The sequence below is a fragment of the Arthrobacter globiformis genome (assembly GCF_030818015.1).
In the GTDB taxonomy this organism is placed as follows: domain Bacteria; phylum Actinomycetota; class Actinomycetes; order Actinomycetales; family Micrococcaceae; genus Arthrobacter; species Arthrobacter globiformis_C.
In genome coordinates this window covers 3,398,324-3,412,100 of record NZ_JAUSZX010000001.1, presented here as the reverse complement: position 1 = coordinate 3,412,100, position 13,777 = coordinate 3,398,324, and the positions used below count along the sequence as shown (strand labels likewise).

The following is a 13,777-nucleotide window of genomic DNA, read 5'->3' as shown; positions in this document are numbered from 1 at the left end:
TGAAAATGTTTGAGTCCGTACAGGGCCTGCTTGATGAGCATGATGCTATCCAGGCGCAGCTTGGGGATCCGGCTGTTTATGCTGACCAGCGGCTGGCGCGCAAGCTGGGGCGGCGGTCTGCGCAGCTCAACGGCATTGTGGAGGCCTACCACAAGTGGCACGGAATCCAGGATGACCTTGCTGCCGCCAAGGAAATGGCTGCCGAGGACCCCGAGTTCGCTGCTGAGGTGCCCGAACTCGAGGCCGCCCTTGAGACGACTGCCGCGAAGCTTCGCCGGCTGCTGATTCCCCGGGACCCGGACGATGCACGCAACGTGATCCTTGAGGTCAAGGGCGGTGAAGGCGGCGACGAGGCTGCCCTGTTCGCCGGCGACCTGCTGCGCATGTACACCCGCTACGCCGAGTCACGGGGCTGGAAGACCGAGATCATCTCCGCCACGGAATCCGACCTCGGCGGCTACAAGGACGTCCAGGTGGCCGTCAAGGGAAGCTCCAACGATCCCGCCGAAGGCGTCTACGCCCGGCTCAAGTTCGAGGGCGGCGTGCACCGTGTCCAGCGCGTGCCCGTGACCGAATCGCAGGGCCGCATCCACACGTCGGCCGCGGGCGTTCTTGTCCTGCCCGAGGTGGATGAGCCCGAAGAGCTTGAGATCAACCAGAACGACCTCAAAATCGACGTGTACCGGTCCTCGGGCCCCGGCGGCCAGTCCGTCAACACCACCGACTCCGCCGTCCGCATCACGCACCTCCCCACCGGAATCGTCGTGGCCATGCAGAACGAGAAGTCCCAGCTGCAGAACCGTGAAGCCGGCATGCGCGTCCTCCGCGCCCGGATCCTGGCGCACCAGCAGGAACAGATCGACGCCGAGAACTCGGCTCAGCGGAAGTCCCAGATCCGCACCATGGACCGGTCCGAGCGGATCCGCACGTACAACTACCCGGAAAACCGGATCGCCGACCACCGCACGGGTTACAAGGCGTACAACCTTGACCAGGTCATGAACGGCGACCTCGAGCCGGTCATCCAGTCCGCCATCGAGATGGACGAGCAGGCGCGGCTGGACGCCATCGGCGACTAGGAGCCCCGGGATCACATGACATCCGAGCACACTTCGGAGCCGCCTGCCCAGTCCCTGGCTGCTGCGGTCCGCGAGGCGACGGAGCGCCTGACCGAGGCCGGCGTGCCCAGCCCCCGGGTGGACGCCGAGTTGCTGGCCGACCATTTGCTGGGCGTGGGCCTGGCCCGGCTGCGGGCCATGATGCTCGGTGATGCGCCAGCCCCGGCAGGCTACGCCGAACTTGTTGCCGAACGCGCCGCCCGGATTCCGCTCCAGCACATCACCGGAGTTGCGCACTTCCGCTACCTGCAGCTCGCGGTTGGGCCCGGCGTCTTCATTCCCCGCCCGGAAACCGAGTCCGTGGTGCAGCTGGTCATCGACCGGCTGCACGTACTGGAACGTGCCGGCGTGGTCCGCCCCAAAGTGGTGGATCTTGGCACCGGCTCCGGTGCCATCGCCGGATCAGTCGCGCACGAGGTGCCAGAGGCCGAGGTGTTCGCGGTGGAGTTCAGTGAATTCGCGCACGCCTGGGCGGCGAAGAATCTCCGGCCGCTGGGGGTCACCCTGCTGCTGGGGGACCTGCGGAACGCGATGCCGGAACGGAACGGAACGTTCGACGTCGTGGTGTCCAATCCGCCGTACATCCCCGCCGAAGCCATCCCCAATGAACCGGAAGTGGCGCTCCACGACCCTCCGGAGGCGCTCTATGGCGGCGGAGCGGACGGCATGGAACTTCCGACGGCGGCCGCCGCCTCGGCGGCACGGCTCCTGGTTCCCGGCGGCTACTTCGTGATGGAACACGCCGAAGTGCAGGCCGGCTGGATATCGACGATGCTGAAGCGGACGGGGCTTTGGACCGACGTCACCACGCATTTTGACCTTAACGGCAAGGAACGCGCCACCAGCGCCGTCCTTGCTTTCCCGCCCGCGGAGTAATGAAAGAATGAGGCAGTGACCACTACGTACAACTGCACGGCCGACGACGAGCGGACCGCCGGAATCGCCCACGCACGGCGGGCGATCCTCGAGAAGAAGTGCGTTGTCCTTCCCACGGACACCGTCTACGGAATCGCTGCCGATGCCTTTTCCCCGCAGGCCGTCACCATGCTGCTGGTCTCCAAGGGCCGCGGCCGGAACATGCCACCGCCCGTCCTGATTCCGCGCCTGAATGCGCTCGACGGGCTGGCCACCGACGTGTACCCGGATGCCCGCGACCTGGCCGAAGCCTTCTGGCCCGGCGGGCTGACCCTTATCTTCCACGCACAGCCGTCCCTGGACTGGGACCTGGGCGAGACCAAGGGCACCGTCGCCCTTCGCATCCCGGACGATGAGGTGGCGATCGACCTGCTGACGGTTACCGGACCCCTCGCCGTGTCCTCGGCAAACCGGACCGGCCAGGCTCCGGCACAGACAGCCTTTGAAGCACGGTCCCAGCTCGCGGAGTCCGTGGAGGTCTACCTTGAAGGCGGCTTCCGGCCGGTCGAGGGAACCGACGCCCGGCCGTCCACCATCGTGGATGCCACATCGTTGCCGCTGCGCGTGGTCCGTGAGGGGGCCATCAGCATCGAGCGGCTGCGCGAGGTGGTTCCCGGAGTTCTCGACATCAACGGCAACGCGGCGGATGAGGCTGAGGTCGCCAAAGACGAGGCCGAGGTCACCGCGGCGCCGACAGCCGCTGCAGCAGGGGCAGCTGCGCCCGAGGGTGCTGCGGAAGCTGCTGATCAGCCCGACGCCGGCGAAAAGCCCGCAAGCGCCGAATGACGCTGCAGAGGCAACCGATACCGGTCCTCGGAGTGGACGCCACGCCCTTGGACGTCGACGGACTCACCGCAGTCCTCAACGGATTCGTCGCTGACGGCACCACCAGGACCGTCGTCGGACACAATCTCCACAGCGTGACGCTTTTCCACTCCGAACCCGAGTTCAGGAAGTTTTACGAGAACAGCGACGTTGTCCTTCTCGACGGTGCACCGGTCCTCTGGCTGTGGGGGAGGAGCCGGGAAAGGACGGGCCTGGACACACGGCCTGTCATGGACTATCGGCTTGGTTCAACGGACTGGATTCCCGCGCTGGGCCAGCTGGACGGGCTCCACAGCATCGCGGTCCTTGGGGCGGGCGCGACTGCCAACGCCAAGGCCGTGGCGAAGCTGCAGGACATCGTGCCGGGCGCCACTGTCTCCGGAATGCCGGGGGAGGGCTGGGACCCGGATTTGGAAGAGAAGGCCGCGGCGTGGCTGGCCGAAGTCCAGCCGCAGCTGGTGCTGATCGGCCTTGGCATGCCGTTGCAGGAAGAGGTGCTGTGGCGCCGCCTGCCGTCGCTGCCACCGGCGGTCTATTGCGCCGTCGGGGGAGCCATCGAGCAGATCGCCGGCATCCAGAAGCTGGCGCCCCGCTGGCTTGGCCGGCTTGGCCTGGAGTGGGCCTGGCGCCTGCTGCTGCATCCGCGCCGCGTGGCGTACCGGGTGTTTGGCGAGCCGTGGGTCCTGCTGGGACTGCTGGTGCGGCGCCGGCTGCGCGGCCAGAGCTGACAGAACAGGGCTGACAGGCCGGGCAAAACAGGCCGCGCGCCCCGCCTACGCTAGAACTTCTGGTCCTTCAGCGGGCCAAATCCCTTGCCGCGGAGCCCCGTGGAGAACGCCCGGAACCAGTCCGCGAGCCCGTGCAGATCGCCCCTGCGGAGGAAATAGCCGAGGTAGCCGCCCACATCGGCCACCAGGGATTTCACGCGGAAATGGCGGCGAATCAGGTAGCCGCGATTGCGGTAGTAGTAGTAGCGCTTGAAGGCGCCCTCCGGGACGATGACGTGCCAGCGGGCTCCAAACACGTGCTTCGTTTCGGAAAACGCGTGCGGGTGCATGATCGCAGCCGTGGTGACGGTGCCGAAGCGGATGCCCGCCTTGCGCAGCCGGATGGTGAAGTCCACCTCGTCGCCGCGGATGAAGAGGCGCATGTCCGGCAACCCCACCTTGAAGAAGACATCGGAGCGGATGAGCGCGCCGTTGAAGAAGTGGCCGTCGTTCGGCAGGAACCCCACTTTCTCGAGCGCGGCCCGGTCATGCGAGACCTTGCCGTCCAGCCGGAAGAAGAAGGAGAGCTGGTCGGGATGCCCCGGAGCCACCACCAGGGGCACAACAGCCTCCAGGTCCCGCGCTTCCGCTTCCCGGATCAGCGTGGCCAGGCACTCGGCATCCGCCGGCTCGGCGTCGTCGTCCATCATCCAGACCCAGTCCGCGCCGCTGGCCACGGCCTTGAGCGCTGCAAGGGAGAAGCCGCCGGCGCCGCCAAGGTTGGCTTCCGAACGGATGTAGTCCACATTTGCATGCTGGGCGGCGACGTCCTTTGCAGGCACCGTGCCACTGTCAACGAGGCAGATTGTGGACACCGGGGCCGTCTGCCCATTGATGGCTTTCAGCAGGACGGCGAGCTCATGGGGACGGTCAAACGTCACGGCGGCAACTGCGACCGACACTGGCATTGCGGGGATCCTTTCAGCACAGCCGTCGGCAAGTTTCCCGCCGGCGTAAGGCCGTGTGACGCGAAGCGATGTACCCGTTGGCGTTAGTATCTTGACTAGAGTCCACTGTAATACAGCCCCGTCAGGCACTATGCACTGCCTGTCTGTGCGCATGGCGACGGAGAAGTTTCATTTATTGCACGTCAGATCCACACCCAACGAGCCCGCATGGTCCGCCCGGCCTGACCCCGAATCCGCATCCGTATAACCTGCAGCATTCCAGCCTGCACCGCGGCAGCGTCTTGCGTTGCGTCAGCAGCGAGTACTGGTCCGGCGGCAAGCACTCTGCCGGCAGCATGCACAGTGCCACGGGAACGGTGGCCGCGCCATGATCATGTACCTGTCCATGATGCTGACGGCGGCGTTCGTCTCCTACGCGGCAACGTGGGGTGCACGGCTGATCGGCAACCGGCTGGAGCTGTTCGCGCCCATCCGCAGCCGGGATATGCATTCCAGCCCGGTCTCGCGGCTCGGCGGGCTGGGGATCTTCGCCGGCGTGCTGGCGGCGCTGGCCGTGGCAAGCCAGTCGTTCTTCGTCAAGGACATCTTCCGGAACAACGGTGCTCCGTGGGGTGTGCTGGCGGGTGCCGCCGTGATCGTGCTGGTGGGAGTGGCGGACGACCTCCTGGACCTCCGCTGGTGGGTCAAGCTGATCGGGCAGGCTTTAGCCGCGCTCGTGGTGGCCGTCTGGGGCGTGCGCATGACCATCATCCCGTTCATACCGGAACCGATCCGCTTCGACTCGGACCCGATCAACATCGTCCTCACCACAGGCCTCATCGTCGTCACGATGAACGCGTTCAACTTCATCGATGGGCTGGACGGTCTGGCGGCCGGGGTAGCAATCATCGGCGGGTCCGCATTCTTCCTCACCGCCTACTGGGTCCACCGGAACGCGCCGATCCTGGACCGTTCGGACCTCGCCACGCTGCTGACGGCAGTCCTCGTTGGCAGTTGCCTGGGCTTCCTGCCACACAACTGGTTTCCCTCAAAGATCTTCATGGGCGATTCCGGCGCGATGCTGATAGGCCTGCTGATGGCGTCAGCCGGTGTGGTCTCGACCGGTCAGATCACCTCGGGGCTTTATGACCGCGTCAACGGTATCCCCACAATCATCCCCATCCTGCTGCCGTTTGCCGTGCTGTTCCTGCCGCTCCTGGACCTGTGCCTCGCGGTGGTGCGGCGCACCGCCGTCGGCCGTTCGCCGTGGTCCGCCGACCGCGGGCATCTGCACCACAAACTCATGGACATCGGTTATTCCCACCGCACCGCGGTCATGCTGCTGTATTTGTGGGCGGCAGTGCTGTCCTTCGGCGGTCTGGCCTTTGCCGTCTACCCGTGGCAGGTTGTGCTCGCAGCAATGGTCGCCGCCACGCTGATCATGGGTCTGGTCACGGCCTGGCCGTATCTGAGCCGCCGCGGCGAGAACACCGGAGTGGGACAGGCGCCGGAGTAATACGCGCTTTTCGGAAAATTTCTATCTCGTGTAGAATTCAGGTGCGGGTCTTTCCTGCACCACTCCACCCTGCCCCGAAGATTGGGTTCGCATGACCTCCAACGCCGAGCCCGGACCTGCGTCCGGCAAAGGACCCGTTGGCGTCTCCGGGCCCACGCGGTCGCTCTGGCTCGGTCTGCTTGGACTCAGTTCTGCAGTCGCCGGTGGAGCCCTAATCCTGACCGGCGTGGTGGCTGCCCTGCTGAATGGCTGGACCGGTGTTGTGTCCAGCAGCCTCGGCGGCCTGTTGGTGGTCCTGTTCTTCGCGATCAGCCTGTTGATCGGACACTTCGTGGGGCGCAACAACCCCTCGGGTGCCGTGGGCCTGTTCGTGGCGACTTACTTCGTCAAGGTCATCGGTTTTGCCGTGGTGCTGTTCGCCGTCGGTGCTCCCGGCTGGCTACACGGCCGCTGGTTCGTTATTGGCGCCGTCGTGGCCGTGGTCACATGGCAGGCGGCCGAGATCTACGGCTTCAGCAAAGCCCGGTTGCAGATCTTCAACGACCCCGAACCGGACAAGGGAAGCTCCGATGACTAAGCGCAACCACGCCGAGAAAAACGAGCCTGGGACACCCGAACCGACGCCCGGTCCTGCCGCTGTACCCGGCGAGAATTCCGACGGCGGTTACAACGCTGGAATGGCCGTCTTTAGCTACATAATTGGCGGAATCATCGTCTGGAGTTTGATAGGGTGGGGACTGGATTATCTGTGGGGAACCCGCTGGATTGTGCTCGTAGGCGCTCTGCTTGGAGCTGCGGGAGGGTTCTATCTGTCCCATATGCACGGCCTCACCAGTTCAAGGAACTCAACTGGCGGGAACAGTGCAGCCAGCGGCCCGTCCGAGGACGGGAACAGTAATGCCAAATAATTTCACGAGGGGGAGGGCAAGCATGACGCGCGCCGGAACCCGACCAACGCCCAACGATGGACACTGCAGAGAGGAAACGCGTTGATCGCGCTTGCGCTCCCGGCCCAAAATTCAGGAGAGTTCACACCTCCCGGAATTGAAGAAATGCACCTGCCGGCAATCCTGCCGTGGGGTGCGGCAGACGGATTCTCCAAGCAGATGCTGCTGGTTATCCTGTCCGTCGTCATTATCGCCACATTCTTTGTGCTCGCTGCGCGGAAGCAGCAGCTCGTTCCCGGCAAGCTGCAGTTCGCAGGTGAAGCCGCCTACGGCTTCGTCCGCAACAGCATCGCCAAGGACATCATCGGCGGCAGGGACTTCATCAAGTACGTCCCGCTGCTGTTCAGCCTGTTCTTCTTCATCCTGGTGAACAACATCTACGGCGCAATCCCGCTGATCCAGCTCCCGAGCTTCTCACACGTCGGCGGCGCCTACGTGCTGGCTGCCATCGTGTACGTCACCTGGATCGGCATCGGCATCAAGAAGAACGGCTTGCGTTACTTCAAGCTCGCCACCGTTCCCTCCGGTGTCCCGGTCTACATCCTGCCGATCGTCATTCCGATCGAAATCATCTCCAACTTCCTGGTCCGCCCGGTCACGCACAGCCTCCGTCTGTTCGCCACGATGCTCGCCGGCCACCTGATCGTCATGATTGCCGGTTCCGGCATCGAATACCTCGTCCTGCAGGAGAACGTCCTCCTCAAGGGCACCTCGGTCCTGGTTCTCGCCGGTGCGATTGCCATGTACATGCTGGAAGCGCTGATCATGGCGCTGCAGGCGTACGTGTTCACACTGCTGACCGCGATCTACATCGAAGGCGCACTCCACGCCGACAGCCACTAGGCACCTCAAACTTCCCCTCGCGGGGATGAAGCAACCCAAACAACCTGCCATACACATGGCATCTTGAAAGGAAGAAAAATGGAAGGCTCCATCAACGGCTCCCTCAACCTCATCGGCTACGGTCTCTCGGCCATCGGCGGTGGTATCGGTGTGGGTCTCGTGTTCGCCGCCTACATCAACGGTGTGGCACGTCAGCCGGAAGCTCAGCGCGTCCTGCAGCCGATCGCATTCCTCGGCCTTGCGCTGACTGAAGCCCTCGCCATCCTGGGCCTGGTCTTCGCTTTCGTTCTCAAGTAAACCTTCAGAACTAAGCGAACATTCAGAACCGAGTAGATAAGGACGGGTGAAACATGAATCAGCTGATCATCTCAGCCGCCACTGAAGGCGCCGAGGCGGCTAACCCGCTCGTTCCCAATCCCTGGGAAATGGGCGTCGTCCTCGCCGGCTTTGCTGTCCTCTTTTTCATCGTGGTCAAGTTCGTTGTCCCGATGTTCGAGAAGACGTTCGCAGAGCGTGCCGAGGCCATCGAGGGGGGCATCGCCAAGGCTGAGAAGGCACAGGCTGAGGCTTCTGCCGCACTCGAAGAGTACAAGCAGCAGCTCACTGATGCCCGTGCCGAGGCCAACCGCATCCGCGAGGAAGCACGTGCCGAAGGCGCTCAGATCCTGGCGGAACTGAAGGAGAAGGCTGCAGCCGAGTCTGCGCGGATCACCGCCCAGGCACACGTGCAGATCGAATCCGAGCGCCAGGCGGCAGTTGTGTCGCTGCGTTCAGAGGTGGGCACTCTTGCCACCACGCTTGCGGGCCGCATCGTTGGGGAGACCCTCGAGGACGACGCACGCGCGGCACGGGTTGTTGACCGCTTCCTGGCCGATCTGGAGTCCCAGAACGCAGGTGTAGCTAAGTAATGGCAGGTGTATCGAGCGAATCGCTGACCAAGGCGCTGACCGAGCTGGAGCCAAAGCTTCCGTTTGCATCGCTGCAGTTGGCAAAGGAACTTTTCGGGATCCTGGCAGCGGTGGACAGCTCGGCTGGCTTGCGCCGCGCCCTGACCGACCCCTCCCGCAGCGGTGAGGAAAAGTCGGGGTTGATCAAGCAGCTCTTTGGCGGAAAGGCTTCCGCCGAAGCCGTGGACATCGCAGCCGGTCTGGCCAGCTCACGCTGGGCATCGGCGCGGGACATCGGCGATGCACTCGAGACGCTTGCCGCAACGGTGGTCATCGCCGTTGCTGAAAACAAGTCGGCCGTTTCTGCCTCCGGTATTACCGGTCTGGAAGAACTGGAGAACGATCTTTTCTCCTTCAACCAGGCCGTGGCTGCCAGCCACGAGGTGCAGCGTGCCCTGTCTGAACCGCAGGCCAGCGCTGCAGCAAAGATCACACTGGCCGAAAGGCTCGTTCCTTCCGCAAGTGAGGAAGCCAAGGTCCTCATTGGACAGGCGGTGACGCAACCACGTGGCATCAAGGCAACCAGGCTCGTAACCCGTTTCGCCGAGCTCGCCGCCAAGCGCCAGCAGCGCTGGATTGCGACGGTCAGCGTCACGCGTCCCCTCACGGGGACGCAGGAGAACCGCCTGAAGACGGGACTGAACTCCCTCTACGGGCGCGAGCTGAAGGTCAACTTCAACGTTGACCCCACGCTGATCGGCGGCATCCGTGTCCAGGTGGGGGACGAAGTGCTTGACGCTTCGGTCCTCACCCGCCTGAACGACCTTCAGCGCCAGCTGGCCGGCTAGCCGGACAAGCACAACAAAACTGATAGAAACCCCGGTCATCGTGAGCAACGATGATCACGAATACAGGAGAGCAGGGACTGCAGATGGCCGAATTGACCATCAACGCCGACGACGTCCGTAATGCGTTGAACGAATTCGCGGCGTCCTACGAACCCGGAAACGCTGAGCGCGTAGAGGTCGGCCGTGTGACCGCCGCAAGTGACGGCATCGCCCGTGTTGAGGGCCTTCCCTCGGTCATGGCGAACGAGCTGCTTCGCTTCGAAGACGGCACCCTGGGCCTCGCCCAGAACCTCGACGTGCGCGAGATCGGTGTCATCGTCCTCGGTGACTTCACCGGCATCGAAGAGGGCCAGGAAGTTCACCGCACCGGACAGGTTCTGTCCGTGCCGGTCGGCGACGCCTTCCTCGGCCGCGTGGTTGACCCCCTGGGTGTGCCCATCGACGACCTCGGCGAGATCAAGGCCGAGACCACCCGCGCCCTGGAACTCCAGGCGCCGGGCGTTACCCAGCGCAAGTCTGTGCACGAGCCGATGCAGACCGGCCTGAAGGCCATCGACGCCATGATTCCGATCGGCCGCGGCCAGCGCCAGCTGATCATTGGTGACCGCCAGACCGGCAAGTCGGCCATCGCCATCGACACCATCATCAACCAGAAGGCCAACTGGGCTTCGGGCGATGTCACCAAGCAGGTGCGCTGCATCTACGTTGCGATCGGCCAGAAGGCATCCACGATCGCTGCTATCCGCCAGACCCTTGAGGACAACGGCGCGCTTGAGTACACCACGATCGTTGCCTCCCCGGCTTCCGACCCGGCCGGCTTCAAGTACCTTGCCCCCTACGCAGGTTCGGCAATCGGCCAGCACTGGATGTACGGCGGCAAGCACGTCCTCATCGTGTTCGATGACCTGTCGAAGCAGGCGGAAGCCTACCGCGCCGTGTCGCTGCTGCTCCGCCGCCCGCCGGGACGCGAAGCCTACCCGGGCGACGTGTTCTACCTGCACTCCCGCCTTCTGGAGCGTTGTGCCAAGCTCTCCGACGACCTCGGCGCAGGCTCGATGACCGGTCTTCCGCTCATCGAAACCAAGGCAAACGACGTTTCGGCTTACATCCCGACCAACGTGATCTCCATCACCGATGGCCAGATCTTCCTGCAGTCGGACCTCTTCAACGCCAACCAGCGGCCCGCTGTTGACGTGGGTGTCTCGGTGTCCCGCGTTGGCGGTGCCGCCCAGGTCAAGTCCATGAAGAAGGTCTCCGGTACCTTGAAGCTGGATCTCGCCCAGTACCGCGACATGCAGGCGTTCGCGATGTTCGCGTCCGACCTCGATGCTGCATCCCGCCAGCAGCTGACCCGTGGTGCACGCCTGATGGAGCTGCTCAAGCAGGGCCAGTACTCGCCGTTCCCGGTTGAGAACCAGGTCGTGTCCATCTGGGCAGGCACCCAGGGCTACCTGGACGATGTTCCGGTAGAGGACATCAGCCGCTTTGAGTCCGAATTCCTGGAGCACCTCAAGCACAAGTCCTCCATCCTCACGACGCTGGCTCAGACCAACGTCCTGGACGACGACACCGTGGCAGCTCTGAAGACCGCCATTGTGGACTTCAAGAAGGGCTTCTTCGGCGAAGGGGACGACAAGCTGGTAGGTGCGGGCCACGAGGAGCATGAAGCTATCTCGGAGGGTCAGGTCGACCAGGAAAAAATCGTCAGGCAGAAGCGCTAGTTTCGCTGGCAGGGACTGCCGGAACCCTTCGGGGATCCGGCAGTCCCGGCCATCGGGATCTTAGGAAAGGATAAGTATGGGAGCCCAGATCCGGGTCTACCGTCAGAAGATCAGCTCGACGACGTCGATGCGCAAGATCTTCAAGGCGATGGAACTGATCGCTACCTCGCGCATCGGCAAGGCCCGCGCCAGGGTAGCAGCTTCACTGCCTTACGCGAACGCGATCACGCGCGCTGTTTCCGCCGTCGCAAGCCAGAGCGAAATCGACCACCCGTTGACCACCGAGCCGGAGTCAATCCGCCGGGCCGCTGTCTTGGTAATCACCTCGGACCGCGGCCTTGCAGGCTCGTACTCCGCCAGCGTGCTCAAGCAGGCCGAAGGCCTGAACGAACTGCTCCGTGCCGAAGGCAAGGAAGTCAAGACGTACCTGGTGGGCCGCAAGGCGCAGGCTTACTTCGAGTTCCGGAACCGCCCGTACGGGCGCGTCTGGACCGGCAGCACCGATGCCCCGGAGTTCGCCACGGCACGGGAAATCGGCGCGGCGCTGCTCGAGGATTTTGCCATCGACTTCGAAGAGGGCGGCGTGGACGAGATCCATGTTGTGTACACCCGCTTCAAGTCCATGGTGACCCAGGAGCCGACCGTCATCCGACTTCTTCCCCTCGAAGTTGTGGAAGAGCAGGCGACCTCCGAAGCCGAGCTGCTGCCGCTGTACGAGTTCGAACCGGAGCCGGAACAGGTGCTCAACGCCCTGCTGCCGCGCTACATCGAGTCCCGTATTTTCGCGGCCATGCTGCAGGCTGCGGCTTCTGAGCTTGCTGCACGCCAGCGGGCGATGAAATCCGCCGGTGACAACGCCACGGACCTCATCAAGAAGTACACGCGTCTGCGCAACACCGCTCGCCAGGCAGAGATTACGCAGGAGCTTTCCGAAATCGTGGCCGGTGCCGACGCACTCGCGTCCTAGCCGCCGGGATCTCGGATTCAGCCAGACCTGCACCAACAGATAAACTTAACCCCACGCCATCTACGAGTGAAGTGAGAGAGATGACTGCCACCGCTACCGAACACGTAGCCGCAACGTCCGGTGCCACCGGCCGTATTGCACGTGTCATTGGCCCGGTTGTCGACGTCGAATTCCCGGCTGACGCAATCCCCTCGATTTACAACGCACTCACCACCGAGATCACTCTCAACGGTGAGACCAGAACCATCACGTTCGAGACCTCCCAGCACCTGGGTGACAACCTCGTCCGCGCAATCTCCCTGCAGGCAACCGACGGCCTGGTCCGCGGCACGTCCGTAGTGGACAGCGGCTCGCCGATCTCCGTGCCTGTTGGCGACGGCGTCAAGGGCCACATCTTCAACGTCCTCGGCAAGCCGCTGGACGTCGACGAGTCCGAGATCCAGGCTTCGGACTACTGGCCGATCCACCGCAAGGCCCCGTCCTTCGCGTCCCTTGAGGGTTCCACCGAGATGCTTGAAACGGGCATCAAGGTCATCGACCTCCTCACCCCGTACATCAAGGGTGGAAAGATCGGCCTGTTCGGTGGCGCCGGCGTGGGCAAGACCGTTCTGATCCAGGAAATGATCACCCGTGTTGCCCGCAACTTCGGTGGTACCTCCGTGTTTGCCGGTGTCGGCGAGCGTACCCGTGAGGGTAACGACCTCTGGGTTGAAATGGAAGAGGCAGGCGTCCTCAAGGACACCGCGCTTGTGTTCGGCCAGATGGACGAGCCGCCGGGAACGCGTCTGCGCGTGGCCCTGTCCGCCCTGACCATGGCGGAGTACTTCCGCGATGTCCAGAACCAGGACGTGCTGCTCTTCATCGACAACATCTTCCGCTTCACGCAGGCAGGTTCCGAGGTTTCCACGCTGCTGGGCCGCATGCCTTCCGCGGTGGGTTACCAGCCGAACCTTGCCGACGAGATGGGTCTCCTGCAGGAGCGCATCACGTCCACCAAGGGCCACTCCATCACCTCGATGCAGGCCATCTACGTCCCCGCAGATGACTACACCGACCCGGCACCGGCCACGACCTTCGCACACCTGGACGCGACCACGGAACTTTCCCGTGAAATCGCTTCCCGTGGTCTGTACCCGGCCGTGGACCCGCTGACGTCAACGTCCCGAATCCTGGACCCGCAGTACATCGGCAAGGACCACTACAACACGGCTGTCCGTGTGAAGCAGATCCTGCAGAAGAACAAGGAACTCCAGGACATCATCGCCATCCTCGGTGTTGACGAACTGTCCGAAGAGGACAAGATCGTCGTGTCGCGTGCACGCCGCATCCAGCAGTTCCTCTCCCAGAACACCTACACCGCCAAGCAGTTCACCGGCGTTGAGGGCTCCACCGTTTCCATCAAGGACACCGTGGAAGGCTTCACCGCCATCTGCGACGGCGAACTTGACCACGTAGCAGAGCAGGCGTTCTTCAACGTCGGCGGCCTGGACGACGTCGAGCGCCAGTGGGCCAAGATTCAGGAACAGACCAAGTAAT

15 protein-coding genes are annotated in these 13,777 nt (G+C 63.7%); 14 read left to right on the top strand and 1 reads right to left on the bottom strand.

Translation table 11 applies throughout. From position 1 onward, the window contains the following. Nucleotides 1–5: 5 nt before the first annotated feature. From prfA to QFZ23_RS15975, 4 genes are read left to right on the top strand one after another with little or no spacing between them, the layout of a single operon-like run. On the top strand, nt 6–1,079 hold the full coding sequence (gene prfA, locus QFZ23_RS15990; protein ID WP_306924378.1) for a peptide chain release factor 1: 1,074 nt from the start codon (nt 6–8) through the stop codon (nt 1,077–1,079). A gap of 15 nt (nt 1,080–1,094) precedes the next feature. After that, a complete protein-coding gene (prmC, locus tag QFZ23_RS15985; protein WP_306924377.1) occupies nt 1,095–1,994 on the top strand; it encodes a peptide chain release factor N(5)-glutamine methyltransferase in 900 nt (299 codons plus the stop codon). Between the two features lie 15 nt (nt 1,995–2,009). Next, a complete protein-coding gene (locus tag QFZ23_RS15980) occupies nt 2,010–2,819 on the top strand; it encodes an L-threonylcarbamoyladenylate synthase (RefSeq protein WP_306924376.1) in 810 nt (269 codons plus the stop codon). Beyond that, entirely contained in the window at nt 2,816–3,586 is a 771-nt protein-coding gene (locus tag QFZ23_RS15975) for a WecB/TagA/CpsF family glycosyltransferase (protein ID WP_306924375.1), read from the top strand. The genes QFZ23_RS15980 and QFZ23_RS15975 overlap by 4 nt, the downstream gene beginning before the upstream one ends. A gap of 50 nt (nt 3,587–3,636) precedes the next feature. On the opposite strand, the gene QFZ23_RS15970 is transcribed toward QFZ23_RS15975, so the two are convergent. Continuing rightward, a complete protein-coding gene (locus tag QFZ23_RS15970) occupies nt 3,637–4,533 on the bottom strand; it encodes a glycosyltransferase (protein ID WP_306924374.1) in 897 nt (298 codons plus the stop codon). A 367-nt stretch (nt 4,534–4,900) separates the two neighbouring features. Between QFZ23_RS15970 and QFZ23_RS15965 the strand changes: the two genes are divergently transcribed. The 10 genes from QFZ23_RS15965 (at nt 4,901) to atpD (ending at nt 13,776) form a co-directional block, all read left to right on the top strand. After that, nucleotides 4,901–6,028, top strand: a complete 1,128-nt coding sequence (locus QFZ23_RS15965; RefSeq protein ID WP_306924373.1) for an MraY family glycosyltransferase — start codon at nt 4,901–4,903, stop codon at nt 6,026–6,028. Between the two features lie 91 nt (nt 6,029–6,119). Continuing rightward, nucleotides 6,120–6,605 carry a hypothetical protein gene (locus tag QFZ23_RS15960; protein ID WP_306924371.1) on the top strand — a complete coding sequence of 162 codons (486 nt, stop codon included), beginning with the start codon at nt 6,120–6,122 and terminating at the stop codon, nt 6,603–6,605. Beyond that, a complete protein-coding gene (locus QFZ23_RS15955; protein ID WP_306924369.1) occupies nt 6,598–6,936 on the top strand; it encodes an AtpZ/AtpI family protein in 339 nt (112 codons plus the stop codon). The genes QFZ23_RS15960 and QFZ23_RS15955 overlap by 8 nt, the downstream gene beginning before the upstream one ends. Nucleotides 6,937–7,017: 81 nt before the next feature. Next, nucleotides 7,018–7,818 carry a F0F1 ATP synthase subunit A gene (gene atpB / locus QFZ23_RS15950; RefSeq protein WP_306924367.1) on the top strand — a complete coding sequence of 267 codons (801 nt, stop codon included), beginning with the start codon at nt 7,018–7,020 and terminating at the stop codon, nt 7,816–7,818. Between the two features lie 78 nt (nt 7,819–7,896). Then, nucleotides 7,897–8,115, top strand: a complete 219-nt coding sequence (gene atpE, locus QFZ23_RS15945) for an ATP synthase F0 subunit C (protein ID WP_003804776.1) — start codon at nt 7,897–7,899, stop codon at nt 8,113–8,115. Nucleotides 8,116–8,168: 53 nt separating this feature from the next. Then, nucleotides 8,169–8,726 (top strand): F0F1 ATP synthase subunit B, encoded by a 558-nt coding sequence (locus QFZ23_RS15940; RefSeq protein ID WP_306924365.1) that lies wholly within the window; start codon nt 8,169–8,171, stop codon nt 8,724–8,726. Beyond that, complete coding sequence (locus QFZ23_RS15935; RefSeq protein ID WP_306924363.1) at nt 8,726–9,553, top strand: F0F1 ATP synthase subunit delta; 828 nt, start codon at nt 8,726–8,728, stop codon at nt 9,551–9,553. The genes QFZ23_RS15940 and QFZ23_RS15935 overlap by 1 nt, the downstream gene beginning before the upstream one ends. An 83-nt stretch (nt 9,554–9,636) precedes the next feature. Beyond that, nucleotides 9,637–11,274, top strand: coding sequence for a F0F1 ATP synthase subunit alpha (gene atpA / locus QFZ23_RS15930; RefSeq protein WP_306926894.1), 1,638 nt, complete (start codon nt 9,637–9,639; stop codon nt 11,272–11,274). A 76-nt stretch (nt 11,275–11,350) separates the two neighbouring features. Next, a complete protein-coding gene (locus tag QFZ23_RS15925; RefSeq protein WP_306924361.1) occupies nt 11,351–12,241 on the top strand; it encodes a F0F1 ATP synthase subunit gamma in 891 nt (296 codons plus the stop codon). Nucleotides 12,242–12,321: 80 nt separating this feature from the next. Next, the gene (gene atpD / locus QFZ23_RS15920) at nt 12,322–13,776 is read left to right on the top strand and encodes a F0F1 ATP synthase subunit beta (protein ID WP_306924359.1); all 1,455 of its coding nucleotides are present in this window, start codon (nt 12,322–12,324) and stop codon (nt 13,774–13,776) included. Nucleotide 13,777: the final 1 nt, after the last annotated feature.

What these genes read in the sequence shown, in the direction of transcription:
- atpE (WP_003804776.1), top strand. Translation starts at nt 7,897, where the DNA reads ATGGAAGGCTCCATCAACGGCTCCCTCAACCTCATCGGCTACGGTCTC.
- prfA (WP_306924378.1), top strand. Translation starts at nt 6, where the DNA reads ATGTTTGAGTCCGTACAGGGCCTGCTTGATGAGCATGATGCTATCCAG.
- QFZ23_RS15940 (WP_306924365.1), top strand. Translation starts at nt 8,169, where the DNA reads ATGAATCAGCTGATCATCTCAGCCGCCACTGAAGGCGCCGAGGCGGCT.
- QFZ23_RS15960 (WP_306924371.1), top strand. Translation starts at nt 6,120, where the DNA reads ATGACCTCCAACGCCGAGCCCGGACCTGCGTCCGGCAAAGGACCCGTT.
- QFZ23_RS15955 (WP_306924369.1), top strand. Translation starts at nt 6,598, where the DNA reads ATGACTAAGCGCAACCACGCCGAGAAAAACGAGCCTGGGACACCCGAA.
- atpD (WP_306924359.1), top strand. Translation starts at nt 12,322, where the DNA reads ATGACTGCCACCGCTACCGAACACGTAGCCGCAACGTCCGGTGCCACC.
- prmC (WP_306924377.1), top strand. Translation starts at nt 1,095, where the DNA reads ATGACATCCGAGCACACTTCGGAGCCGCCTGCCCAGTCCCTGGCTGCT.
- QFZ23_RS15965 (WP_306924373.1), top strand. Translation starts at nt 4,901, where the DNA reads ATGATCATGTACCTGTCCATGATGCTGACGGCGGCGTTCGTCTCCTAC.
- QFZ23_RS15925 (WP_306924361.1), top strand. Translation starts at nt 11,351, where the DNA reads ATGGGAGCCCAGATCCGGGTCTACCGTCAGAAGATCAGCTCGACGACG.
- atpA (WP_306926894.1), top strand. Translation starts at nt 9,637, where the DNA reads ATGGCCGAATTGACCATCAACGCCGACGACGTCCGTAATGCGTTGAAC.
- QFZ23_RS15975 (WP_306924375.1), top strand. Translation starts at nt 2,816, where the DNA reads ATGACGCTGCAGAGGCAACCGATACCGGTCCTCGGAGTGGACGCCACG.
- QFZ23_RS15970 (WP_306924374.1), bottom strand. Translation starts at nt 4,533, where the DNA reads ATGCCAGTGTCGGTCGCAGTTGCCGCCGTGACGTTTGACCGTCCCCAT.
- QFZ23_RS15935 (WP_306924363.1), top strand. Translation starts at nt 8,726, where the DNA reads ATGGCAGGTGTATCGAGCGAATCGCTGACCAAGGCGCTGACCGAGCTG.